This is a genomic window from Rhodopseudomonas faecalis (assembly GCF_003217325.1).
Lineage (GTDB): Bacteria > Pseudomonadota > Alphaproteobacteria > Rhizobiales > Xanthobacteraceae > Rhodopseudomonas > Rhodopseudomonas faecalis.
Map to the genome: position 1 here is coordinate 54,911 of NZ_QJTI01000014.1, position 20,546 is coordinate 75,456.

The 20,546-nt window shown below is 64.4% G+C and carries 23 protein-coding genes; 12 read left to right on the forward strand and 11 right to left on the reverse strand.

Features of this window, described 5'->3' with window-relative positions; genetic code table 11:
* The first annotated feature begins 211 nt into the window (after positions 1-211).
* From pufB to leuC, 8 genes are all read left to right on the forward strand, one after another.
* Positions 212-367 carry a light-harvesting antenna LH1, beta subunit gene (gene pufB / locus BJ122_RS12290; RefSeq protein WP_027278844.1) on the forward strand — a complete coding sequence of 52 codons (156 nt, stop codon included), beginning with the start codon at positions 212-214 and terminating at the stop codon, positions 365-367.
* 25 nt (positions 368-392) lie between these two features.
* Positions 393-599, forward strand: a complete 207-nt coding sequence (locus BJ122_RS12295) for a light-harvesting protein (RefSeq protein WP_110781291.1) — start codon at positions 393-395, stop codon at positions 597-599.
* 271 nt (positions 600-870) lie between these two features.
* The gene (gene ffh, locus BJ122_RS12300; RefSeq protein WP_110781292.1) at positions 871-2,406 is read left to right on the forward strand and encodes a signal recognition particle protein; all 1,536 of its coding nucleotides are present in this window, start codon (positions 871-873) and stop codon (positions 2,404-2,406) included.
* Between the two features lie 70 nt (positions 2,407-2,476).
* Positions 2,477-2,800: a 30S ribosomal protein S16 gene (gene rpsP, locus BJ122_RS12305; protein WP_027278847.1), complete on the forward strand. Its 324-nt coding sequence runs from the start codon at positions 2,477-2,479 to the stop codon at positions 2,798-2,800.
* Between the two features lie 105 nt (positions 2,801-2,905).
* Positions 2,906-3,457 (forward strand): ribosome maturation factor RimM, encoded by a 552-nt coding sequence (gene rimM, locus BJ122_RS12310; protein ID WP_110781328.1) that lies wholly within the window; start codon positions 2,906-2,908, stop codon positions 3,455-3,457.
* Between the two features lie 120 nt (positions 3,458-3,577).
* Entirely contained in the window at positions 3,578-4,306 is a 729-nt protein-coding gene (gene trmD / locus BJ122_RS12315) for a tRNA (guanosine(37)-N1)-methyltransferase TrmD (protein ID WP_110781293.1), read from the forward strand.
* A gap of 114 nt (positions 4,307-4,420) precedes the next feature.
* Entirely contained in the window at positions 4,421-4,804 is a 384-nt protein-coding gene (rplS, locus tag BJ122_RS12320) for a 50S ribosomal protein L19 (RefSeq protein ID WP_027278850.1), read from the forward strand.
* A 308-nt stretch (positions 4,805-5,112) separates the two neighbouring features.
* Positions 5,113-6,525: a 3-isopropylmalate dehydratase large subunit gene (gene leuC, locus BJ122_RS12325; RefSeq protein WP_110781294.1), complete on the forward strand. Its 1,413-nt coding sequence runs from the start codon at positions 5,113-5,115 to the stop codon at positions 6,523-6,525.
* A gap of 283 nt (positions 6,526-6,808) precedes the next feature.
* On the opposite strand, the gene BJ122_RS12335 is transcribed toward leuC, so the two are convergent.
* Together BJ122_RS12335 and BJ122_RS12340 are read right to left on the reverse strand one after the other, a co-directional pair.
* Positions 6,809-7,117: a hypothetical protein gene (locus BJ122_RS12335; RefSeq protein ID WP_146227186.1), complete on the reverse strand. Its 309-nt coding sequence runs from the start codon at positions 7,115-7,117 to the stop codon at positions 6,809-6,811.
* 218 nt (positions 7,118-7,335) lie between these two features.
* Positions 7,336-7,662, reverse strand: coding sequence for a hypothetical protein (locus BJ122_RS12340; RefSeq protein ID WP_110781297.1), 327 nt, complete (start codon positions 7,660-7,662; stop codon positions 7,336-7,338).
* Between the two features lie 113 nt (positions 7,663-7,775).
* Between BJ122_RS12340 and BJ122_RS12345 the strand changes: the two genes are divergently transcribed.
* The 3 genes from BJ122_RS12345 to BJ122_RS12355 all read left to right on the forward strand — a co-directional run bounded on the left by BJ122_RS12345 (position 7,776) and on the right by BJ122_RS12355 (position 10,961).
* A complete protein-coding gene (locus tag BJ122_RS12345) occupies positions 7,776-8,192 on the forward strand; it encodes a metallopeptidase family protein (RefSeq protein ID WP_110781298.1) in 417 nt (138 codons plus the stop codon).
* Between the two features lie 84 nt (positions 8,193-8,276).
* Complete coding sequence (gene leuD / locus BJ122_RS12350) at positions 8,277-8,882, forward strand: 3-isopropylmalate dehydratase small subunit (protein ID WP_027278854.1); 606 nt, start codon at positions 8,277-8,279, stop codon at positions 8,880-8,882.
* 387 nt (positions 8,883-9,269) lie between these two features.
* Entirely contained in the window at positions 9,270-10,961 is a 1,692-nt protein-coding gene (locus BJ122_RS12355) for a methyl-accepting chemotaxis protein (RefSeq protein WP_110781299.1), read from the forward strand.
* A gap of 177 nt (positions 10,962-11,138) precedes the next feature.
* Here BJ122_RS12355 and BJ122_RS12360 read toward each other — a convergent pair whose 3' ends face one another.
* Positions 11,139-12,032 (reverse strand): HpcH/HpaI aldolase/citrate lyase family protein, encoded by an 894-nt coding sequence (locus tag BJ122_RS12360; protein WP_110781300.1) that lies wholly within the window; start codon positions 12,030-12,032, stop codon positions 11,139-11,141.
* Positions 12,033-12,144: 112 nt separating this feature from the next.
* On the opposite strand from BJ122_RS12360, the gene BJ122_RS12365 reads away from it, so the two are divergent.
* On the forward strand, positions 12,145-12,795 hold the full coding sequence (locus BJ122_RS12365; RefSeq protein WP_110781301.1) for a carbonic anhydrase: 651 nt from the start codon (positions 12,145-12,147) through the stop codon (positions 12,793-12,795).
* 144 nt (positions 12,796-12,939) lie between these two features.
* On the opposite strand, the gene BJ122_RS12370 is transcribed toward BJ122_RS12365, so the two are convergent.
* From BJ122_RS12370 to dnaK, 8 genes are all read right to left on the reverse strand, one after another.
* On the reverse strand, positions 12,940-13,563 hold the full coding sequence (locus BJ122_RS12370; RefSeq protein WP_027278858.1) for a 2,3-bisphosphoglycerate-dependent phosphoglycerate mutase: 624 nt from the start codon (positions 13,561-13,563) through the stop codon (positions 12,940-12,942).
* A 32-nt stretch (positions 13,564-13,595) separates the two neighbouring features.
* Positions 13,596-14,417 (reverse strand): 4-hydroxy-tetrahydrodipicolinate reductase, encoded by an 822-nt coding sequence (gene dapB / locus BJ122_RS12375; RefSeq protein WP_110781302.1) that lies wholly within the window; start codon positions 14,415-14,417, stop codon positions 13,596-13,598.
* Positions 14,418-14,489: 72 nt separating this feature from the next.
* Positions 14,490-14,792 carry a DUF1330 domain-containing protein gene (locus BJ122_RS12380; protein WP_110781303.1) on the reverse strand — a complete coding sequence of 101 codons (303 nt, stop codon included), beginning with the start codon at positions 14,790-14,792 and terminating at the stop codon, positions 14,490-14,492.
* 34 nt (positions 14,793-14,826) lie between these two features.
* Positions 14,827-15,534, reverse strand: coding sequence for an orotidine-5'-phosphate decarboxylase (gene pyrF, locus BJ122_RS12385; protein ID WP_110781304.1), 708 nt, complete (start codon positions 15,532-15,534; stop codon positions 14,827-14,829).
* Positions 15,535-15,540: 6 nt separating this feature from the next.
* Positions 15,541-16,119, reverse strand: a complete 579-nt coding sequence (locus tag BJ122_RS12390) for an NADPH-dependent FMN reductase (RefSeq protein ID WP_110781305.1) — start codon at positions 16,117-16,119, stop codon at positions 15,541-15,543.
* Between the two features lie 61 nt (positions 16,120-16,180).
* Entirely contained in the window at positions 16,181-16,783 is a 603-nt protein-coding gene (locus BJ122_RS12395; RefSeq protein ID WP_110781306.1) for a class I SAM-dependent methyltransferase, read from the reverse strand.
* 91 nt (positions 16,784-16,874) lie between these two features.
* Positions 16,875-18,008, reverse strand: a complete 1,134-nt coding sequence (gene dnaJ, locus BJ122_RS12400) for a molecular chaperone DnaJ (protein WP_110781307.1) — start codon at positions 18,006-18,008, stop codon at positions 16,875-16,877.
* A 170-nt stretch (positions 18,009-18,178) separates the two neighbouring features.
* Positions 18,179-20,092, reverse strand: coding sequence for a molecular chaperone DnaK (dnaK, locus tag BJ122_RS12405; protein WP_110781308.1), 1,914 nt, complete (start codon positions 20,090-20,092; stop codon positions 18,179-18,181).
* Between the last annotated feature and the right edge of the window lie 454 nt (positions 20,093-20,546).

Consider the following 20,546-nt stretch of genomic DNA (forward strand, 5'->3'; position numbering starts at 1 on the left):
CACTTGATTGTGATGCAGTCCTGCAGACTGCGCTACGTCGAGCTTGGATTGAAGCGATCACCGCTGCGACTGGCATCGCACGGTCGAAGGCGCGGTGGTCCACCTAATACGGTTGTTGCGTCAGCCGTGCGGTTTGATTCAGCAGCTGCCTAAAAAACCCAACGTGCGGGTCCAGCACGGAACTATCCTAGGTTTCTGAGGAGACTAAGTGATGGCAGACGATCCGAACAAGGTCTGGCCGACTGGCCTGACGATTGCGGAGTCCGAAGAGCTCCACAAGCATGTGATCGATGGCACCCGCGTTTTCGGCGCGGTCGCGATCTTCGCTCACTTCCTGGCGTTCGTTTACACGCCCTGGCTGAAATAATCGATCGCACTGAGGAGTTGAGATCATGAATCAAGGTCGTATCTGGACCGTTGTGAATCCGGGCGTGGGCCTGCCGCTGTTCCTGGGCAGCGTCGCCGTCATCGCGATTCTCGTTCACGCCGCCGTGCTGAACAACACCACCTGGTTCCCGAAGTACTGGAACGGCGGCGGCGCCACCGCTGCTGCTCCGGTTGCGGCGCCCGCGGCGCCCGCTGCTCCGGCCAAGAAGTAAGCTTTTTAGCTGACCGTCAGACCCCCGGAAGCCACGCGGCTTTCGGGGGTTTTTCGTTGTGGGGCGGATCTTGTCGGGGATGGCGTGCATATCCTTGACTCCAGCCGCGGCGGCGCGCTAAGCGTGGCTGCTTCTCTCGAAAAGAGTTTCTTTTCGACCCGCCGACTGGTCCTGGAGGCCAGAGGTCAACGCCCGACAGCGCTGTGCGCCCTCGGGCGCAATCGTGTTTGTGCATGGTCCTTTCGCTAGGACCGCTGGGTGGATTGAGCCGATGTTCGACAATCTGTCGGAAAAGCTTGGTGGCATTCTCGATCGACTGACCGGGCGCGGTGCGCTCAGTGAGGCCGACGTCGATGCGGCGATGCGTGAAATCCGCCGCGCGCTGCTGGAAGCCGACGTCGCACTGGAAGTGGTGCGCAGCTTCACCGAGCGGGTGCGCGAGCAGGCGGTCGGCGCCACCGTGGTCAAGTCGGTCAAGCCCGGCCAGATGGTGGTCAAGATCGTCCATGACGAGCTGGTCGCCACGCTCGGCTCCGACGTTCAGGCGCTCGATCTCAACACCGTACCGCCGGTGCCGATCATGATGGTCGGTCTGCAGGGCTCCGGTAAAACCACCACCACCGCCAAGCTGGCGCGCCGCCTGACCGAGCGCGACAAGCGCAAGGTGCTGATGGCCTCGCTCGACGTCTATCGCCCGGCGGCGATGGAGCAGCTCGCGGTGCTCGGCCGCGATCTTGGCATCGACACGCTGCCGATCGTTGCCGGCCAGCAGCCCGCGCAGATTGCCCGCCGCGCCATCGAAGCCGCCAAGCTCGGCGGCTATGACGTGGTGATGCTCGATACCGCCGGTCGCACCACGCTCGACGAAGCGATGATGACCGAAGCGGCCGAGATCAAGGCGGTCGCCAATCCGCACGAAGTGCTGCTGGTCGCCGACAGTCTGACCGGCCAGGACGCCGTCAATCTGGCGCGCGCCTTCGACACCCAGGTCGGTCTGACCGGCATCGCGCTGACCCGTATCGACGGCGATGGCCGCGGCGGTGCGGCGCTGTCGATGCGCGCGGTCACCGGCAAGCCGATCAAGCTGATGGGCACCGGCGAAAAGACCGACGCGCTGGAAGATTTCCATCCGAGCCGCATCGCCGGCCGCATTCTCGGCATGGGCGACGTGGTGTCGCTGGTCGAAAAGGCCGCCGCCACGCTCGACGCCGAAAAGGCCGCGGCCGTCGCCGAGAAGATGCGCAAGGGCAAGTTCGACTTGGTCGATATGCGCGATCAGCTGCTGCAGATGTCCAAGATGGGCGGCATCGGCGGGCTGATGGGGCTGATGCCCGGCATCGCCAAGATGAAGAACCAGATTGCCGCCGCCGGCATCGACGACAAGATCCTCAATCGCCAGATCGCGATCATCGATTCGATGACCCGCGAGGAGCGCAAGAACCCGGACATTCTCAAGGCCAGCCGCAAGAAGCGCATCGCCGCCGGCTGCGGCCTCAAGGTCGAGGACGTCAACAAGCTGCTCAAGATGCATCGCAACATGGCCGACATGATGAAGGCCGTGGGCCGCGGCAAGGGCGGGCCGATGGCCGGCCTCGCCAAGGCGATGGGTTTTGGCGGCGGTCTGCCGTCCGCTGAAGAAATCAAAGCCATGCAGGAAAAGGTGCAGGGCGGCGAACTTCCCGAACTGCCGAAGGAACTGCCGTCCAGCCTGCGCGGCGGCCTGCCCAACATCCCCGGCCTCACCGGGATGAGCGGCAAGCCGACGCTGCCCGGCCTCGGCGGCTTCCCGTTCGGGAAGAAGAAATGAGCCGTCGCGTCCTGACGAGCTGACCAATCACCGAAATAGCAAACTCAACGACCTCACTTAGGAGATATTGATGTCCGTCGTTATCCGCCTCGCCCGTGCCGGCACCAAGAAGCGCCCGTTCTATCATGTGGTGGTTGCCGACTCGCGCTTCCCCCGCGACGGCCGCTTCATCGAGCGTCTCGGCTACTTCAATCCGCTGCTGCCGAAGGACAACGAAGCCCGCCTCAAGCTCGACCTCGACAAGGTCAAGGATTGGGTCGCCAAGGGTGCGCAGCCCTCGGACCGCGTCGCCCGTTTCCTCGACGCCGCCGGCATCAAGAAGCGCGAAGCCCGCAACAACCCGGTCAAGGCCGTGCCGCGCAAGGAGCGCAAGGCCGCCGAAGCCGGCAAGTAAGCCGCTCGGTTGGCGCCGGTGAACGCAGGCAAATCGGCCAATGACGGCCCGGCCACCCCCTCGTCCCAACCGGACGAAGGTCAGCGCCGTGCCGATCCGCCGAATGTGGCCAGCGCACCGGCCAAGGCGGCCGATAAGCGGGTCTGCATCGCCAGAATCGGCGCGCCGCATGGCGTGCGCGGCGCGGTCAAGCTGTGGCCGTTCACCGAGGACCCGCTCGCGATCCTCGATTACGGTCCGCTGACCAGCAAGGACGGCCATCGCCGTTTTGTGGTCGAGACCGCGCGCGAAGCCAAAGGCCATCTGGTGGCGACGCTTGAGGGCGTTGCCAGCCGCAATGATGCCGAACGGCTCAATGGCGTCGAGCTCTATATCGACCGCGATCAGCTGCCGGGCACCGACGCCGACGAATACTACCACGCCGACCTGATCGGCCTCGCCGCGGAAACCACCGCCGGCGAGGCGCTCGGCCGGGTGATCGCGGTCCATAATTTTGGCGCCGGCGACATTTTGGAAATCGCGCCGCCGTCCGGGCCGACGCTGCTGCTGCCGTTCAGCAATGCGGTGGTGCCGACCGTCGATATCGCGGGCGGCCGGCTTTTGATCGAGCCGCCCGGCGAGATCGAGGGCGATACGCCCGACCATCCCGAGGCCTGAGCCTCCACCACAGCCGTCCTGCCCGGGCTTGTGCCGGGCATTCGGGTTTGTGTACCTCGCAACGAACAAGCCCTTACATGGCCGGACAACCGGCCATGACGATTTGCAGGTTTGGCCCTGATGACCTGGCGCGCCACCGTCCTCACGCTGTTTCCCGACATGTTCCCCGGGCCGCTCGGCTTCAGCCTCGCCGGCCGCGGGCTGGCGACCGGGCTATGGAGCCTGGAAGCGCGCGACATTCGCGACGCCGCCACCGACCGCCACCGCAGCGTTGACGACACCCCGGCCGGCGGCGGCCCGGGCATGGTGCTGCGCGCCGACGTGCTGGCCCGGGCGATCGACGCGGTGCCGGACCTTGAGGGACGGCCGCGGCTGGTGATGAGCCCGCGCGGCCGGCCGCTGACCCAGGCGAGGGTTGCGGAACTGGCGGCCGGGCCGGGTCCGCTGATCGTGTGCGGCCGTTTTGAGGGCATCGACCAGCGCGTGATCGACGCCAGACAGCTCGAAGAGGTCTCGATCGGCGATTATGTGCTGTCGGGCGGCGAAATCGCCGCGCTGACGCTGATCGACGCCTGCGTCCGGCTGCTGCCCGGGGTGATGGGCAAGCTGGAATCCTCGACCGACGAGAGCTTTTCGGCCGGCCTCCTCGAATACCCGCAATATACCCGTCCGCAGCTGTTTGAGGGCTTGCCGATCCCGGAAATCCTGCTGTCGGGCGACCATGCCAAGGTCGCGGCCTGGCGCCGCGCCGAGGCGGAACAGCTCACCCAAACCCGGCGTCCGGACCTGCTGGCGGCATCGCGACACCCCGTTTGCCAAAAACCGCCAAAAAACGCGACGGATGGGTGACAACGGTTTTCCGATGCCTTATAGGAGCCCCAAATCCGCGAACAGGCAGGATAACTGGATACTCGCGCAGCCTTATGCCGGGATGGCCGGGCGCGCTGCCGATGGAGAATTGCAATGAACCTGATTCAGCAGCTCGAGAAAGAGCAATTCGATAAGTTGTCCGCCGGCAAGGACATTCCGGAATTCGGACCGGGCGACACCGTGGTCGTCAACGTCAAGGTGGTCGAAGGCGAGCGTTCGCGCGTCCAGGCCTATGAAGGCGTTTGCATCGGCCGTTCCGGCGGTGGCCTGAACGAGAGCTTCACCGTGCGCAAGATTTCGTACGGCGAGGGCGTTGAGCGCGTGTTCCCGCTGCTGTCGCCGATGATCGACTCGATCAAGGTGGTGCGCCGCGGCAAGGTGCGTCGCGCCAAGCTGTATTACCTGCGCAATCTGCGCGGCAAGTCGGCCCGCATCGTCGAGAAGAAGCAGGACCGCGCTGCGGTTGCCGCGAAGTAAGTTCGCGCTCCCATCCAATCTGCGGAAAAGCGCGGCTCAGCCGCGCTTTTTTGTTGCCCGGCAGCATGAGCCGACCTGCGATTTCCGAGCGTTGTCGGCCGCGTGCGACGTGGTATAGGAATGGAATGTTTCCAGATCGCCTGCCCGCAACCTTGATCGTGCTCGACGACCGCAGCCGCCTGCCTTGGCGGTTTTTCGGACGTCTCACCACCGCCGGGCTGATGAACTGACGCGATTGCGCGCAGCGACCTGATCACCTGCGCACCCTGCTGCTCCGACAATTCAATTTGGTTTCGAGGACTGACGCTATGTCCGCTGCAAAGCCCACCACGCTGTACGACAAGATCTGGAACGACCATCTGGTCCATGAGGCCGAGGACGGCACCTGCCTGCTCTATATCGACCGCCATCTGGTGCACGAAGTCACCAGCCCGCAGGCGTTCGAAGGTCTGCGCACCGCCGGCCGCAAGGTGCACGCGCCGGAGAAAACCTTGGCCGTGGTCGATCACAACGTGCCGACCACCGATCGCAGCAAGCCCAATCCCGATCCGGAAAGCGCCGATCAGATCGCCGCGCTCGCCGAAAACGCCCGCGAATTCGGCATCACCTATTTCAACGAATTCGATAAGCGCCAGGGCGTGGTGCACGTGATCGGCCCGGAGCAGGGGTTTACGCTGCCCGGCACCACCATCGTGTGCGGTGACAGCCACACCTCGACCCATGGCGCGTTCGGCGCGCTGGCGCATGGCATCGGCACCTCGGAAGTCGAGCACGTGCTCGCGACCCAGACGCTGATCCAGAAGAAGGCCAAGAACATGCGCGTGACCGTCGACGGCAAGCTGCCGGACGGCGTCACCGCCAAGGACGTGATCCTGGCCATCATCGGCGAGATCGGCACCGCTGGCGGCACCGGCTATGTGCTTGAATATGCTGGCGAAGCGATCCGTTCCCTGTCGATGGAAGGCCGCATGACGGTCTGCAACATGTCGATCGAAGGCGGCGCCCGTGCCGGCCTGATCGCGCCCGACCAGAAGGCCTATGAGTTCCTCAAGGGCCGCCCGCTCGCCCCGAAGGGCGACGCCTGGGAAGCCGCGCTGCGCTATTGGGATACGCTGCGCTCCGACGACGGCGCGCATTTCGACACCGAGCTGCGCCTCGACGCCGCGGCGCTGCCGCCGATCGTCACCTGGGGCACCTCGCCGGAAGACGTGATCTCGATCACCGGCCGCGTGCCGAACCCGGCCGACATCGCCGATGAAGCCAAGCGCATCTCCAAGGAGCGCGCGCTGGCCTATATGGGCCTGACCCCGGGCACCAAGATCACCGACATCAAGATCGACCGGATGTTCATCGGCTCGTGCACCAACGGCCGCATCGAAGACCTGCGCGCCGCGGCCAAGATCGCCGAGGGCAAGACCGTCAACGCCAATGTCAACGCCATCATCGTGCCGGGCTCGGGCTTGGTGAAGGAACAGGCCGAGGCCGAGGGTCTGGACAAGATCTTCATCAAGGCCGGCTTTGAATGGCGCGAGCCGGGCTGCTCGATGTGCCTCGCCATGAATCCCGACAAGCTGGCGCCGAATGAGCGCTGCGCTTCGACCTCGAACCGCAACTTCGAAGGCCGCCAGGGTTTTAAGGGCCGCACCCATCTGGTGTCGCCGGCCATGGCAGCTGCGGCGGCGATCGCCGGCCACTTCGTCGACGTCCGCGACTGGAAGTAACGACAGCGGAAGCAACAAGGCTGGAAGTCATCACTTCCAACTTGCCACACCGAAACGCAACAGGCGCCCTCGCGGCGCCTGTTTTGCTTTGTGGCTCGGTTGATAGCAGCGGCGGTTGATACTCACCTCGCCGCCTCTCCGCGTCATGGCCGGGCTCGTCCCGGCCATCCACGTCTTTGAATTGGCACCGCCGCTAAGACGTGGATGCCCGCGACAAGCGCGGGCATGACGAGTCATCGGTTCGGCCGATGGATTAGTTCACGCGCTACGCGCGCAAGAATAACTACCAAGACGGATCGAGCCCGTAGCCGTGATAGAATGGAAAGAACGGCGACATGCCACTCGGCCGCGCTGGCGTGAGCGCGCGGGCATCGCTGGGGCGCTTGGCGACGCGGCTACCGCGGCGATGATGATAGCGGGCGCGCTGAGCATCGCGGCGCCGCGCGCTGAAATCAGTTACGGGCGTCGTCATCGCAGCCAAGTCGTCGCTGATCACACAAGGCGAGGGCGACGCCTGGCTGGCCGCGGCGGGGCTGGCCAGCGCGGCCAGCAGCAAGGTGGCAGCAATACACAATCCGACCCGGGCACTCATGGCTGTCTCCATGCGCGGCATTGGGCAACGAGCGAACGCGCGCGACTTGAGCAGTGTCAAACGAACAGGGCGCCGGTTCGCGCAACCAAAACCCGTCACACCAAAAAGCTAAAGCGCTTTTGGTTGTGAGGACATCACAACCGACGGTCAAATTTGATGGTTCGCGCGTGCCCGGCGCGAACCGAAATCCGGCTCGCTCCCAGCCGCCGCGCCACGCCTCAGCCGCGCCGCCAAAAGCAATTCATGCGCGGCACGATCACCGTGCCGCTCGGCCGGTATTCCTGCACATAATAGGCGGTGCAATCGCGCACCGCGTTGCGGCCGGGGAAATAGCGCGGATAGACGCCGTAACCATCGGGCTGATAGCGCGGATAGACCCGCAGCCGGGTCGGCGGCCGGGAGCTACGGCTCTGCGCCGACAGTTCGGTCGGCGCCGCCGTTACGGCCGCGCTGCTGGCGCTCTGCGCCGCCGCCGTGCCGGCCAGCGTCGGCAGTCCGATCATGGCCGCGATCAACGCCAATTCGATGATACCAAGCCGCCTCATCCTGCACCCCCGCATCCGCGCCCCGAGCGACGGTCTCCGATCGGCACCGTGCCGTCAACACTATCGCGAGGAGACTTTTTGCGCATCCGCGGCCGATCTTCTACGATGAAACCATGTGGATCACTGCAAAATCGCCATCGCTCGCCGAACTGGAGCAGATGGCTCATGAAATGTTCGCCGGCCTGCCGGAGGATTTCCGCGCGCTGTGCGAGGGGCTGATCATCCGGGTCGATGATTTTCCGACCGAGGAGGTGATGAACGAGATCGGCGCGGAGACCGAATTCGACCTGCTCGGCCTGTTTCAGGGCGTTGGCCTGCCGCAGCAGAGCCATGACGACATCGCCCGGCTGCCCAACATGATCTGGCTGTATCGCCGCCCGATCCTGGATTATTGGGCCGAAAACGACGAAACGCTCGGCCATGTGGTGCGCCATGTGCTGGTGCACGAGATCGGCCACCATTTCGGCCTGTCCGACGAGGACATGGAGGCGATCGAAGCCGAGGCCGAGGAAGACGCGCTGCCCGGCTAACGGCGATCATCAATCGGCAAAAACGCCCTTGGAGCGGCGCGGCTGCCGGGCTAAAACGCCGGTCTCATCAGGGAAATCATCGACATGGACAAGTTCACCACGCTGGAAGGCGTCGCCGCGCCCTTGAAGATCATCAATGTCGATACCGACATGATCATCCCCAAGCAGTACCTGAAGACCATCAAGCGCACCGGTCTCGGCAAGGGCCTGTTCTCGGAACAGCGCTATCGCGACGACGGCAGCGAGAACCCGGACTTCGTGCTCAACAAGCCCGCCTATCGCGGCACCAAGATTCTGATCGCCGGCGACAATTTCGGCTGCGGCTCGAGCCGCGAGCACGCGCCCTGGGCGCTGCTCGATTTCGGCATCCGCTGCGTGATCTCGACCTCGTTCGGCGACATTTTTTACAACAACTGCTTCAAGAACGGCGTGCTGCCGATCCGCGTGTCGCAGGCCGATCTCGACAAGCTGTTCGACGACGCCGAGCGCGGCTCGAACGCCACCATGACCATCGATCTGCCGAACCAGGAAATCCGTGGTCCGGACGGCGGCAAGGTCAAGTTCGAGATCGATCCGTTCCGCAAGCACTGCCTGATCAACGGCCTCGACGATATCGGCCTGACGCTGGAGAAAAAGGCCGCGATCGACAGCTTTGAGGCCAAGGCCAAGCAGGAACGCGCCTGGGCCTGATCTGGTCACGGCCGCCACAGCGCGTGGCGGCCGCTCACTACTCCCGAGCCTTCGTCTGGCCCGCTGACGGGCCGGACATGCCGCCGCTCCGCAATCAGCTCGGACGCGCGGCGCAGCAACTTTTGCGCGATGTGACGCGCACCCGCCGGGCCATGATCAGCCTGCGCTGACCCCGGTTTTCAGCATGATTTCTTGCACAGATTGGACATCGACCCGCGCGGTACACGCCGTAGTCGTACGAGGCAACTGCGAGCTGTTCGCGTAACCTTCGATAAAGGGGCGCGTCCTAGTGTCGCGACATCAATTCCGTCGTGCGGACTGTTTGTTCGCTTAGCGAACGACGGGTGCGACACGACCCGCGGCCAGACAGATATTTAGGATAGTCCGATGAAGATTCGTCTCTCGATTTCGATGATGATCGTTATTTTCGCGGCCACGGTTGCGGTGGGGCTCGCGGCGATGCTGACCACCAGCACGCTGGCGCTGAAGCAATTGCGGGTCGGCGGGCCGCTGTACACGCAGATCAAGCTCGGCAACGATCTGGTCGCCGATATCCTGCCGCCGCCGGCCTACATCATCGAAGCCTATCTGGAAGCGACGCTGGCGCTGCGCCAGCCGGCCGACCTGTCCGACCATGCCGCCAAGCTGGCGAAGCTCCATAAGGATTACAGCGAGCGCAAGGATTACTGGACCAAGTCCGATCTTGACGACGGCATCAAGAAACTACTGACCGCGGATTCCGACGCCGAGGTGCAGAAGTTCTGGAGCACCGCCGAGAATGAGCTGCTGCCGGCGCTGGCCAAGGGCGACATGGCGCAGGCCAACGCCGCCTATGCCAAGCTCGAAGCGAGCTATCTGGCGCATCGCGCCATCATCGACGCCATCGTCACCAAGGCCATCGAAGGCAATGCGGCGCTCGAGACCACCGCGGCGACCGAGGTCGGCAGCTATTCCGCCGTGGTCTGGACGGTGTCGGGGCTGGTGATCACCATCATCGCGCTCGGCGTGTTCGGCATCGCGATCGGCCTGGTGCGGCCGGTGGTGCGCCTGACCGCTGCGATGGAGGGCATGGCCGCCGGCAATCTCGCCATCGAGATCCCCGGCGCCGACCGCGGCGACGAAATCGGCGGCATGGCCAAGGCGGTGTCGGCGATCCGGGAGAATGCTGAGCAGAAAGCGCGCGACGAAGCCGAGGCTAAGCGCCGTCAGGACCAACTGGCCGCGGAGCAGCGCAAGGCGGATATGGCCCGGCTCGCCGATTCCTTCGAAGGCGCGGTCGGCGAGATCGTCGAGACCGTGTCCACGGCCGCGAACGAGCTGGAGCAGGCCGCCAACACGCTGCTGACCAGCGCAGAGCGATCGCTGACGCTGGCAACTGGCGTGGCCCAGTCCTCCGAACAGGCCTCCAGCAGCGTGCAATCGGTCGCCTCGGCCAGCGAGGAACTGACCGCGTCGGTGCATGAAATCAGCCGCCAGGTTCACACCTCGGCGCAGGTGGCGACCCAGGCGGTCGACCAGGCCAGCAAGACCAACAACCGGGTCAGCGAACTCAGCAATGCCGCCGCCCGGATCGGCGACGTGGTCGAGCTGATCAACACCATTGCTGGCCAGACCAATCTCTTGGCGCTGAACGCCACCATCGAAGCGGCGCGGGCCGGCGAAGCCGGGCGCGGCTTTGCGGTGGTGGCTTCCGAGGTCAAGGCGCTGGCGGAACAGACCGCGCGGGCGACCGGCGAGATCGGCCAGCAGATCAACGGCATTCAGGCCGCGACCGCGGAGTCGGTTTCGGCGATCCAGGAAATCGGCGGCATCATCCGGCAGATGTCGGAGATTTCGTCCACCATCGCTTCGGCGGTCGAGGAGCAGGGCGCGGCGACCCAGGAGATTTCCGGTAGCATCCAATCGGCGGCGCAGGGCACCTCGCAAGTGACCGCCGATATTTCGAGCGTCCAGGGTGGCGCCCGTGAGACCGGAGCCGCTTCGGCGCAGGTGTTGTCGGCGGCGCAATCGTTGGCCGGCGAGAGCAATCGGCTCAAGGCCGAAGTCAGCAATTTCCTGCGCTCGGTGCGGGCGGCCTAACGGCTGGGCGCATCTGCTCACCACACGCCGTCAATCCGGGGCGCGCCATAGGCGCGAGCCCGGAATCTCGATCTGGCTCGGACTAAACGATCAACAAGCTCGGGATTCCGGGTTCGCGAGCGAGCGCTCGCGCCCCGGAATGACACTGCCCTTGATGACAGCGCGCCGCCGTCCGGATCAGGCGGGCCGCGCCGGCTGCGCCATCGCCGCAATGGCATCCGCAATCGCGATGGTCTTTTTGGCGATCTCGGCATGGAGCCGTTCCACCATGCGGCCATCGAGCTGGATCGCGCCGCGCGTGGCGTTTTCCGGCAGAGCAAAGGCCGCGATGATCTTGCGCGCCTGCTCGACCTCCGCCGCGGGCGGCGTGAAGGTAGCGTTGCAGGCTTCGATCTGGCTCGGATGAATCAGCGTCTTGCCGTCAAAGCCGAAATCGCGGGCCTGCGCGCATTCGCAGGCAAAGCCTTCGATATTGGCGATGTCGCTGAACGGGCCATCCAGGATGGTCAGCCCGTAAGCGCGCGCGGCCAGCACGCAATGGCTGATCATCGGCAGCATGGTGGCGCGGCCGGGCAGCATCCTGATCCCGGTTTCGCGGGAAATGTCGTTCGGGCCGAACACGAAGCCGGCGAGCCGCATCTCCTCGTCCTGGGCCTGCGCGGCCAAATGCTCGGCATTGAGCACGCCGCGCGCGGTCTCGATCATGATCCAGACCTTGATCGACATGTCGGCGCCGATATCGGTCAGCCGGTTCGCGACCGCGGCGAGATCATCGACGCTCGACACTTTGGGCACCAGAATGCCGTCGGGCTTGGCCTTGCCGGCCATCGCGAGATCGTCGAGCCACCACGGCGAATCGAGCGCATTGATGCGCACCAGCACTTCGCGGCGGCCAAAACCGCCTTCCGCCAGCGTGCTGGCGATCTGCGCCCGCGCGGTTTCCTTGGCGTCGGGCGCGACAGCATCTTCGAGGTCGAGGATGACGCCGTCGGCCGGCAGCAGCCGCGCTTTTTCCAGCGCGCGTGCATTCGAGCCCGGCATGAACAGCAAACTGCGACGCGGTCGGATCATGGCCCCCCCTATCTTTCGGTATGACGGCGATAACACTTTGTCATGACAACCGGAAGCCTTGTGCCGCTGAACCGCCTATGGTTATCGGAGATGAACCGGGTCGAGGACAAAGATGACATCGTTTCCGCACAGCCTGCTTTCGGGCTATCGCAGTTTCAACTCGCAGCGATTGCCGACCGAGCAGGCTCGCTATCGAGAACTCTCCGAGCGCGGTCAGGCGCCGGAGATCATGGTGATCGGCTGTTGCGATTCCCGGGTGTCGCCCGAGGTGATCTTCGATGCCGGCCCCGGCGAATTGTTCGTGCTGCGCAACGTCGCCAATCTGGTGCCGGTCTATGCGCCGGACGGCGCGGTCCATGGCGTATCAGCAGCGCTGGAATATGCGGTGCAGGTGCTGCGGGTGAAGCACATCGTGGTGCTCGGCCATGCGCAGTGCGGCGGCATCCGCGCCTTTGTCGATAAGACGGAGCCGCTGTCGCCGGGCGACTTCATCGGCAAATGGATGCAGATGTTCGAGACCGCCGCGCAGGGCGTCGATCAAGCGCCGCAGGAACCGATCAGCCAGTTCCTGACCCGGCTCGAACAGGCCGGCGTCAAGCGCAGCCTGCATAATCTGATGACCTTCCCATGCATCAACGTGCTGGTCGGCCGCGGCAAGCTGCAACTGCACGGCGCTTATTTCGGCGTGGCCGAAGGCTCGCTGTCGGTGCTCGATCACGACAGCGGCGAGTTCCGCGAAGTCACGGAAGCTTTTGCCGGCTGAGTTGATGATCCGGCCCTGACCGCTCAGGACCGGATCGCTGTTAGAGCTTCGGTTCTGATAGAATCAGAACCGAAGCTCTAACTTTATGTCCTGACGCGTTTTCTTCACGCGAACCGGAATCCACTTCGCTCGAAAACGCTATTGTTACTTCGCCAGATCGACCACCGAGGCCACGGTGGCGTCGGCGTTGAGGCGATACACGACCGGCGCGCCGGTGCCGAGTTCGCGCTTCAGGATCTGCTCCGGCGTCAGCTTTTCCAGCACCATGATCAGCGCGCGCAACGAATTGCCGTGCGCGGCCACCAAGGTGCGCTCGCCGCGCAGCACGCAGGGCAAGATCTCCTGCACATAATAGGGCAGGGTGCGCGCCAGCGTGTCCTTGAGGCTTTCGCCGCCGGGCGGCGGCACGTCATAGGAACGGCGCCAGATCAGCACCTGCTCCTCGCCCCACTTCTTGCGGGCGTCATCCTTGTTGAGACCGGACAGATCGCCATAGTCGCGCTCGTTGAGCGCGAGGTTCTTGTAGGTCTTCAGCCCGGTCTGGCCGAGCTCGGTGAGCATCAGATCGAGCGTGTGCTGAGCGCGGGTCAACGCCGAGGTGAAGGCGACGTCGAAGGTAAAGCCCTGCGCTTTCAGCTTCTGGCCGGCAGCCTTGGCTTCGGTGACACCGAGTTCAGTGAGGTCGGGATCCTTCCAGCCCGTGAACAGGTTCTTCAGGTTCCAGTCGCTCTGGCCATGGCGCACGAGCACGAGGAGACGATCACTCATAATCTGCTATCCGCGTTGTGGGGGTCGATGAATCAGGATGAGGCGTCGCCAAGGCCGAGCACGTCGGCCATCGAATACAGCCCCGGCGAGCGGCCGCGCGCCCACAGCGCCGCCTTGAGCGCGCCATTGGCGAAGATCATGCGATCCTCGGCCTTGTGGGTCAGTTCGATGCGTTCCTGCGGGCCGGCGAAGATGACAGTGTGATCGCCGGTGACAGTGCCGCCGCGCAGGCTGGCAAAGCCGATATCGCCGGCGCGGCGCGCGCCGGTGACGCCGTCGCGGCCACGCGCCGAACGCTCGCTGAGCGCGATGTTGCGGCCAGCCGCGGCCGCTTCGCCGAGCAGCAGCGCGGTGCCGGACGGCGCATCGACCTTGGCCTTATGATGCATCTCGACGATTTCGATATCAAAACTGTCGTCGAGCGCCTGCGCGACGCGCTTGACCATCGCCGCCAACAGATTGACGCCAAGGCTCATATTGCCGGACTTCACCACCACCGCCTGATTGGTGACGCTGCGGATCACCGCATCATCCGACGCCGACAGCCCGGTGGTGCCGATCACATGGACGATGCCGCGCTGCGCCGCGATCGCAACATTGGCGATGGTGGCGGCCGGCACGGTGAAATCGAGAATGCCGTCGGCATGGGCCGACAGCTCCCACAGATCCGACGACAATTTCACGCCATTGGCGGGTAGCCCGGCCAGCACCCCGGAATCCTCGCCGAGCAGCGGCGAATTCGGCGATTCCAGCGCGCCGGCGATCACCGCGCCTGAGCTTTCAGTAATGGCACGGATCAACGCCCGGCCCATCCGGCCACCGGCGCCGGCAACGATCAAACGCATCTCAGACATGGTTTAGCGCCCCTTGATCTTTGGCGCGGTATAGCCGGGGCAGCCCCGAGGGGCAACCAACCCGGCCGCAGCTCACGGCTGCGGCCCGTCATACCCCTCGACCACCACCAGATCGCTGTCGGCATAGGGCGAGCGCAGCGCCACCAGCCGCTGATATTCGGGCGAGTGATAGCAGGCGAGCGCGGTCTCGTAGTCCTTGAACTCGATCACCACATTGCGGGTGCGTGATGAGCCTTCCTTGGTCTCGAACCGCCCGGTGCGCACCAGGAATTTGGCGCCGAACTGCCGGAACACCGAGCCGTTCTGCGCAATATATTCTTTGTAGCCGTCCATATCGGCGACATCGACGCGCGCCACCCAATAACCCTTCGCCATGCTGCTCCCCGATGTTGGTGGCTGGTGCCGCGGGCTAACCCAAGGCCGCGGTGATCTCCTCGACAATGGCCTCGGCCGCAGCCTTGGGATCGTCCGCGCCGATCACCGGCCGGCCCACCACCAGATAATTGGCGCCGGCCGCGATCGCGCGCGCCGGGGTCATGATGCGCTTCTGATCATCGGCCGAGCTGCCGGCCGGGCGAATGCCGGGGGTAACCAGCAGAATGTCCGGCCCGAGCAATTGCCGCAGATGGCCAGCTTCCTCCGGCGAACAGACCAGACCATTGATGCCGAACGCCTGCGCCTGCCGGGCGCGGCGCTCCACCAGATCGCGCACGCCGAGCTGATAGCCGGCTTCCTGCAGATCGGCATCGTCATAGGAGGTCAGCACCGTGACCGCGAGAATCTTGAGCTTGGACTGGCCTCGCGCCTCAACCGCGGCCTTCATGGTCTGCGGATAGGCATGCACGGTGACAAAGGTCGCGCCGAGTTCGGCCAGGCTCTCGACGCCGCGGCCCACGGTATTACCGATGTCATGCAATTTCAGATCGACGAACACTTTCTTGCCCGCGGCCTTGAGCGCGCGCGCCAGCGGCAGACCGCCGGCGTAAGCGAGCTGATAGCCGATCTTGTAGAAGCTGACGGTATCATCGAGCCGATCGACCATCGCCTCAGCGGCGCGCAGGTCAGGCAGATCGAGCGCAACGATCAGCCGATCGCGCGGATTGATAGTGGCGGTCATGAAAACTCACTTCATCTGCTGGGCGAATGCGATGAGCTGCTGCACCATGGCCTGCAGCGCCTCGACATCGGCGTTGTTCTTGAGCCGGCCCTGGTCGTCATAAGCCTGATCGGCAAACGACAGGGTGAGCTGGTTGGGGATCACCGGGGCCCGGCAACCGGACAGGATCAGCCGCAGCGCGGCCAGACAGCGCGCACCGCCGAGCTTGCCGGCCGAGGCCGCCGCCAGCGCGAACGCGCGGTGGCGAAAGACTTCACCGGCGCTCTCGCCGGGGTCCTGGATCCGCGACACCCAATCGATGGCGTTCTTGAGCAGCGGCGGCGGCGCGGAATTATATTCCGGGGTCACCAGCAGCACGCCCTGATGGGCGCCGATCATGCGCTTGAGCTGCACCGCGGCGTCCGGCACGCCGGAGCGGGCTTCCAGATCGCCGTCATAGATCGGCAGCGGATAGTCGGCGAGCGATAGCTCCGTGACGTCGGCGCCGGCACGCGCCAACGCGGCAATCGCGACCTGCGCCAGCTTGATATTGAGCGAGCCGGTGCGCAGCGAGCCGGGAATGACCAGAATCTTGACCGCTGACATAGTGACCGCTGACATGGCTCCGATCGTGACTTTCGAGACGCCGGCAGCCACGCCGACCGGGTCAGGCCCTGCGATACACCCAAACGCGCGCCGGCGGAACGTTCATCCAGATCCGCTCGGAGGCTTCGGTGGTAATGCCGTGCAGCGACTTCGGGATCGGCGGCGCCACCGAATAGGTGAATTGCACGAACGGCGCGCCCGGCGCCAGCAGCACGAAGGCGTCGCGCATCAGCCGCAGCCGGGTCAGCATCGGCTTGGTCACCAGCGGCAACCCCGACACCACGGCGGCGGCCGGGGTCTTCAGCACCTTCCAGATCGAGTCGCGCAGTCGATAGGCGTCACCCTGCACCACAGTCGCCAGCGGGTAGCGATCGCGCAGCAGCGCGCAGAAGCTGGGATTGTATTCGACCAGCACCAGGCGGCGCTGATCGACACCACGCTCCACCAACGCCTGGGTAATGGCGCCGGTACCGGGGCCCAGTTCGACCACCGGAGCATCGGAATCGATGTTGACGTAGAGCGCCATGGTGCGGGCGAGCACTTTGCCCGAGGGCATCACGGCGCCCATATGGAGCGGTTTTTCGATCCATGAGCGAAGAAAGCGGACCTCGTCGTCAAGACGGGGCTGTTTTTTCAACGCACGCACGGAAGATTGCAGAGCCATGTTTGGCTACCAGGGGCCGTTTGAACGGCGAATGTCAAATTTCTGTTACAGACGTATAGGGGACGTTACGAGGGGTCAAGTCGAAGGCGTGTCAGGATTGCGCCCGCGCGCCGAAGAAGTCTTTGACCTTGGTAAAAAAGCCAGCGGCTTCGGGCTGAGTGGCCCCCGAGGACAGTTTTTCGAACTCCGCGAGCAGCTCCTGCTGCCGCTTGGTGAGGTTTTGCGGAGTCTCGACCACCACCTGGACATACATGTCGCCGGTTTGCCGGGAACGCAGTACCGGCATGCCCTTGGAACCAATCCGGAACCGGCGGCCGGTTTGGGTTCCCGCCGGAACCTTAACCTTTGATTTACCACCGTCGATGCTCGGCACCTCGAAATCGCCGCCGAGCGCCGCGGTCACCATCGAGATCGGCACCCGGCAATGCAAATCGGCGCCGTCGCGCTGGAAGAACTCGTGATTGGCCACCGACAGGAAAATGTACAGGTCGCCGGGCGGGCCGCCGCGCAGCCCGGCCTCGCCTTCGCCGGCGAGCCGGATGCGGGTGCCGTCCTCGACACCTTGCGGGATGTTGACCGACAACGTGCGGTCGCGCGAGATCCGCCCCGAACCGGAGCAGGACGGGCAGGGATCGTCGATGGTCTGGCCACGGCCCTGGCAGCCCGGGCAGGTCCGTTCCAGGGTGAAAAAGCCCTGCGCCTGACGCACCCGGCCATGGCCGCCGCACATCGAGCAGGTGCGCGGCTTAGTGCCGGCCTTGGCGCCAGTGCCGGAGCAGGATTCGCAGGTCACCGCGACCGGGATTTCGATCTTCGCGGTCTTGCCGGCGAAGGCGTCCTCCAGGGTGATTTCCATATTGTAGCGCAGGTCGGCGCCGCGCTCGCGGCCGCCGCTGCGGCCACGCTGCCCGGCCATGCCGAACAGGTCTTCGAAAATGTCGGAGAATGACGACGCAAAGCCCGCGCCGAAGCCGGCGCCCATGCCGCCGCCCTGCTCGAACGCCGCATGACCGAAGCGGTCATAGGCCGCGCGCTTTTCGCTGTCCTTGAGGACCTCGTAGGCCTCGTTGATTTCCTTGAATTTGACTTCGCTGGACTTGTCGCCCGGATTGCGATCCGGATGCCACTTCATCGCCAGCTTGCGGAACGCGCTTTTCAGCGTGGTTTCGTCGGCGGTGCGGTCGACTTCAAGGGTTTCGTAATAGCAGCGCTTGGTGGTGGACATCAGTCTGATCCGCCCGAACTGTCGTCTTCACTCCGAGAAATGTCCCGGCACAAATCAGCCGGAAACCGATCTGGCCGGCGTGCCCGATCCGCTCCCGTCAAGAAAATGACCCCCAACCAGAATTCCGCGAAGGGTGCGGAATTCGGCCGAGGGTCACATTCATCGGGGCATTACGCCGACTTCTTGCTGTTCTTGTCGTCGTCGACTTCGGTGAATTCGGCGTCGACCACGTCGTCCTTAGCGGCGTCCTTGGCAGCATCCCGAGCGGCATCGCTTTCGGCCTGCTGCTTGTACATCGCCTCGCCGAGCTTCATCGAAGCCTGGGCCAGGGTGTTGGTCTTGGCCTTGATGGCCTCAGCGTCATCACCCTTGAGCGCTTCCTTGAGGTCGGAGACCGCATCCTCGATCACCCGGCGCTCGGACGCATCGACCTTCGAGCCATGCTCGGCCAGCGCCTTCTCGGTGGAATGCACCAGCGCGTCGGCATGGTTCTTGGCGTCGACCGCTTCGCGGCGCTTCTTGTCCTCGGCGGCGTTAGCCTCGGCATCCTTGACCATCTTGTCGATGTCGGCTTCCGACAGACCGCCCGAAGCCTGGATGCGGATCTGCTGCTCCTTGCCGGTGGCCTTGTCCTTGGCCGAGACGTTGACGATGCCGTTGGCGTCGATGTCGAACGTCACTTCGATCTGCGGCATGCCGCGCGGCGCGGGCGGAATGCCCATCAGGTCGAACTGACCGAGCATCTTGTTGTCGGCCGCCATCTCACGCTCGCCCTGGAACACCCGGATGGTGACCGCGTTCTGATTATCTTCGGCGGTCGAGAACACCTGGCTCTTCTTGGTCGGGATAGTGGTGTTGCGGTCGATGATGCGGGTGAACACGCCACCCAGCGTCTCGATGCCGAGCGACAGCGGCGTGACGTCGAGCAGCAGCACGTCCTTGACGTCGCCCTGCAGCACGCCGGCCTGAATCGCCGCGCCGATCGCCACCACCTCGTCCGGGTTGACGCCCTTGTGCGGCTCCTTGCCGAACATCTGCTTCACGACTTCCTGGACCTTCGGCATGCGGGTCATGCCGCCGACCAGCACCACTTCGCCGATCTCGCCAGCGGTCAGGCCGGCATCCTTGAGCGCCTTGCGGCACGGCTCGATGGTCTTCTGCACCAGATCATCAACCAGCGCTTCGAACTTGGCGCGGGTCAGCTTCATGGTGAGATGCTTCGGACCGGTCTGGTCTGCGGTGATGAACGGCAGGTTGACTTCGGTCTGCGTGGTCGACGACAGCTCGATCTTGGCCTTTTCAGCCGCTTCCTTAAGCCGCTGCAGCGCCAGCTTGTCGTTGCGCAGGTCGATGCCCTGCTCCTTCTGGAATTCGTCGGCGAGGTAGTTGACCAGACGCATGTCGAAGTCTTCACCGCCGAGGAAGGTGTCGCCGTTGGTCGACTTAACCTCGAACACGCCGTCGCCGATCTCCAGGATCGAGACGTCGAAGGTGCCGCCGCCGAGGTCGTACACAGCGATGGTGCCCGACTTGGCCTTGTCGAGACCGTAAGCGAGCGCGGCCGCGGTCGGCTCGTTGATGATACGCAGCACTTCAAGACCCGCGATCTTGCCGGCGTCCTTGGTCGCCTGGCGCTGCGCGTCGTTGAAGTAAGCGGGAACGGTGATCACCGCCTGATCGACCTTGGAGCCGAGATGGGCTTCGGCGGTTTCCTTCATCTTCTGCAGAATGAAGGCCGAGACCTGCGAGGGCGAATAGGTCTTGCCATCGGCTTCGACCCAGGCGTCGCCGTTGGAAGCCTTCACGATCTTATAGGGGACGAGCTTCTTGTCCTTCTCGACCATCGGGTCGTCGTAGCGGCGACCGATCAGACGCTTGACGGCGAAGAAGGTGCGTTCGGGATTGGTGACCGCCTGACGCTTGGCGGGCTGGCCGACGAGGCGCTCGCCATCATCACTGAAGGCCACGATCGACGGCGTGGTGCGCATGCCCTCGGCATTCTCGATAACCTTCGGAGACTTGCCGTCCATGACGGCCACGCACGAATTGGTGGTGCCGAGATCGATCCCAATGACCTTTCCCATGGTCCTCATATCCTTCTCTTTGCGGCAGGTTGGCTGGGCCCTGGCGGCGCGCCACTCCAACCCCCCAGAAATAATCAAAGCTCGCGATAGTGCGGCGGTGAGCCTCATATAGGAGGGGGGTCGAACGCTGCAAGGACCGTCCGCGCTCTCGGCGTACGAAAAAGCCTTAGATCGAAGCGATCTGCTGCGTCGCAGCGCCGGCTTGATGCACAAACCGCCGCGCTTGGCGTGTTAACCGTCCGGCGGGAAACCCGGGCTTCGAACATGCATCTGCAAGCAGTCGGCGCCTGGTTCGAACCGCGGCGGCCCCCTGATGATGCAAGGCGCGCCGCATGGCTGGCATGACCTGTGCGATTGCGAATTGCTATCAATCAAATGAACTCGCCGATCCTTGAGTTCGCGTGCTGCGACCACAAGGAGGTTGAACCTGATCGGCGAACTGCCGACACTTGCG

Excerpts from the sequence above, each read along its gene's own strand:
- pyrF (WP_110781304.1), bottom strand. The coding sequence starts at position 15,534 with ATGACCGCCACTATCAATCCGCGCGATCGGCTGATCGTTGCGCTCGAT.
- BJ122_RS12335 (WP_146227186.1), bottom strand. The coding sequence starts at position 7,117 with ATGAGTGCCCGGGTCGGATTGTGTATTGCTGCCACCTTGCTGCTGGCC.
- dapB (WP_110781302.1), bottom strand. The coding sequence starts at position 14,417 with ATGTCTGAGATGCGTTTGATCGTTGCCGGCGCCGGTGGCCGGATGGGC.
- BJ122_RS12340 (WP_110781297.1), bottom strand. The coding sequence starts at position 7,662 with ATGAGGCGGCTTGGTATCATCGAATTGGCGTTGATCGCGGCCATGATC.
- leuC (WP_110781294.1), top strand. The coding sequence starts at position 5,113 with ATGTCCGCTGCAAAGCCCACCACGCTGTACGACAAGATCTGGAACGAC.
- BJ122_RS12390 (WP_110781305.1), bottom strand. The coding sequence starts at position 16,119 with ATGTCAGCGGTCAAGATTCTGGTCATTCCCGGCTCGCTGCGCACCGGC.
- BJ122_RS12370 (WP_027278858.1), bottom strand. The coding sequence starts at position 13,563 with ATGAGTGATCGTCTCCTCGTGCTCGTGCGCCATGGCCAGAGCGACTGG.
- ffh (WP_110781292.1), top strand. The coding sequence starts at position 871 with ATGTTCGACAATCTGTCGGAAAAGCTTGGTGGCATTCTCGATCGACTG.
- dnaJ (WP_110781307.1), bottom strand. The coding sequence starts at position 18,008 with ATGTCCACCACCAAGCGCTGCTATTACGAAACCCTTGAAGTCGACCGC.
- trmD (WP_110781293.1), top strand. The coding sequence starts at position 3,578 with ATGACCTGGCGCGCCACCGTCCTCACGCTGTTTCCCGACATGTTCCCC.
- rplS (WP_027278850.1), top strand. The coding sequence starts at position 4,421 with ATGAACCTGATTCAGCAGCTCGAGAAAGAGCAATTCGATAAGTTGTCC.
- BJ122_RS12360 (WP_110781300.1), bottom strand. The coding sequence starts at position 12,032 with ATGATCCGACCGCGTCGCAGTTTGCTGTTCATGCCGGGCTCGAATGCA.
- BJ122_RS12395 (WP_110781306.1), bottom strand. The coding sequence starts at position 16,783 with ATGGCTCTGCAATCTTCCGTGCGTGCGTTGAAAAAACAGCCCCGTCTT.
- BJ122_RS12365 (WP_110781301.1), top strand. The coding sequence starts at position 12,145 with ATGACATCGTTTCCGCACAGCCTGCTTTCGGGCTATCGCAGTTTCAAC.
- BJ122_RS12295 (WP_110781291.1), top strand. The coding sequence starts at position 393 with ATGAATCAAGGTCGTATCTGGACCGTTGTGAATCCGGGCGTGGGCCTG.
- BJ122_RS12380 (WP_110781303.1), bottom strand. The coding sequence starts at position 14,792 with ATGGCGAAGGGTTATTGGGTGGCGCGCGTCGATGTCGCCGATATGGAC.
- leuD (WP_027278854.1), top strand. The coding sequence starts at position 8,277 with ATGGACAAGTTCACCACGCTGGAAGGCGTCGCCGCGCCCTTGAAGATC.
- BJ122_RS12345 (WP_110781298.1), top strand. The coding sequence starts at position 7,776 with ATGTGGATCACTGCAAAATCGCCATCGCTCGCCGAACTGGAGCAGATG.
- BJ122_RS12355 (WP_110781299.1), top strand. The coding sequence starts at position 9,270 with ATGAAGATTCGTCTCTCGATTTCGATGATGATCGTTATTTTCGCGGCC.
- rpsP (WP_027278847.1), top strand. The coding sequence starts at position 2,477 with ATGTCCGTCGTTATCCGCCTCGCCCGTGCCGGCACCAAGAAGCGCCCG.
- dnaK (WP_110781308.1), bottom strand. The coding sequence starts at position 20,092 with ATGGGAAAGGTCATTGGGATCGATCTCGGCACCACCAATTCGTGCGTG.
- pufB (WP_027278844.1), top strand. The coding sequence starts at position 212 with ATGGCAGACGATCCGAACAAGGTCTGGCCGACTGGCCTGACGATTGCG.